The following is a 1,665-nucleotide window of genomic DNA, read 5'->3' as shown; positions in this document are numbered from 1 at the left end:
AGCGTCGCCAGCCTCGTCGGTTTCGGCGCCGTCGTCGCCTCGCTGCCGGCGTTCACGATCGTGCGCGACTGGGTCCTCGCGATCGAAGGCGGACCGCTGGTTTCGCTCGCCGTCGCGACCAACATCCTGGCCGCGCTGACCGGGTCGGCGTCGGGCGGCCTGACCATCGCCCTCGAGGCCCTCGGCCAGACCTATGTCGAACTTGCCGATCGTATCGGCATCGACCTCGGGCTGATGCATCGCGTGGCGGTGATCGGCTCGGGGACCCTCGACATCCTGCCGCACAATGGTGCGGTGGTCAGCTTGCTCGCGATCTGCGGCCTGACCCATCGCGACAGCTATTTCGACATCGTCATGGTGGGCATCGTGACGTCGCTGCTGGCGCTGGTGGCCGTGATCGCGCTGGGCAGTGCGCTGGGATCGTTCTGAAAGGCCGTGTCGGCGATTGACGGACGGACGAAGGTTGCATTGAATGCAGGCCAACGTTCGAACGCAACATATCCGGGTGGAAACGATGAGGCGAAACAGGGCGAAGCTATGTGCATGGCTCGCGGGGGCAGTGGCGGCGTTGAGCGCGAATTCCGCTTTGGCCCTGACCCTGGCAGAGGATGCCGAGACGGTCTGCAAGGGGCTGGCTGGCGGCACTGATGCCGTGAAGATCGATTCCGCGACGTTGCAGGCACCCTCGCCAATCGCCGTCGCCGAACGCGGGCCGACGCCGTCCGGACGCATCACGCCGGCCAATCCCGGCTTCTGCAAGGTGCTCGGCCATATCGACCCGGTCGACCCCAAGGCGCCGCCGATCAAATTTCAGGTCAACCTTCCCGTCGAATGGAACGGCCGCTCGGTGCAATATGGCGGCGGCGGTTTCAACGGCGTGCTGATCACCGGCCTTTCGCTGCCGCCGGCCTCGCCCTTCGACAAGCCGTCGCCGCTCGCGCGGGGCTTCGTCACCTACGGCACCGATTCCGGTCATGAAACCAAGCAGGGCGAGCCGCCGCAGGTATTTGCCCTCAACGACGAAGCCTTCGAGAATTTCGCTCACCGCGCCTACAAGAAGGTGCGCGATGCGGCTGTTGAGCTGATGGACCGCGCCTACGGCAAGAAGCCCGAGAAGATGTACTTCATGGGCTCGTCCGAGGGCGGCCGCGAAGGCCTGACTATGGCGCAGCGTTACCCGGATGATTTCGCCGGCATCTTCGCCCGCGTGCCCGTCATCAACTGGGTCGGCCTGCAGCACGCCGGCACGCGCTCGGGTCTCGTCACCATGGGCGCGGGCTGGATCAATCCGGCGCAGGTGAAGCTAGTTGGCGAAGCCGTGCGCGCGGCCTGCGACAAGGCCGACGGCTCCGATGATGCGCTGGTTCAGGACCCCGTCGCCTGCAAGGCGGCATTCAAGGTTGAGACGCTGCGTTGCGAGGCCGGCAAGAGCGGCGATCAGTGTCTGACCGATGCGCAGATCAAGGCGATCGAGACCCTGCACGCGACCTACAAATTCCCGTTCACGCTCGCCAACGGCCTCGACGATTATCCGGGCTGGGGCGTCTCGGGCGAGGACACGCCATGGTACCTGCTACTCGAATGGTCGTCCTCGCGGGCGCGCCAGGACGGGGCTGAGGGCATAGCGGCGAAGATGGAGCAGTTTCTTAGCCAGCAGCTCGAGAC

The 1,665-nt window shown here is 65.6% G+C and carries 1 protein-coding gene and 1 pseudogene; both read left to right on the top strand.

From position 1 onward, the window contains the following. Positions 1 to 429 (top strand): annotated as a pseudogene (locus MOV75_RS37035) (GntP family permease); the annotation flags it as partial. An 85-nt stretch (positions 430 to 514) separates the two neighbouring features. Next, positions 515 to 1,665 (top strand): tannase/feruloyl esterase family alpha/beta hydrolase (locus tag MOV75_RS37030; protein WP_247007860.1); only part of this gene is annotated, 1,151 nt, incomplete at its 3' end.

It is taken from the genome of Bradyrhizobium sp. PRIMUS42 (assembly GCF_023006515.1).
Lineage (GTDB): Bacteria > Pseudomonadota > Alphaproteobacteria > Rhizobiales > Xanthobacteraceae > Bradyrhizobium.
This window is presented reverse-complemented; position numbering and strand designations above follow the sequence as displayed.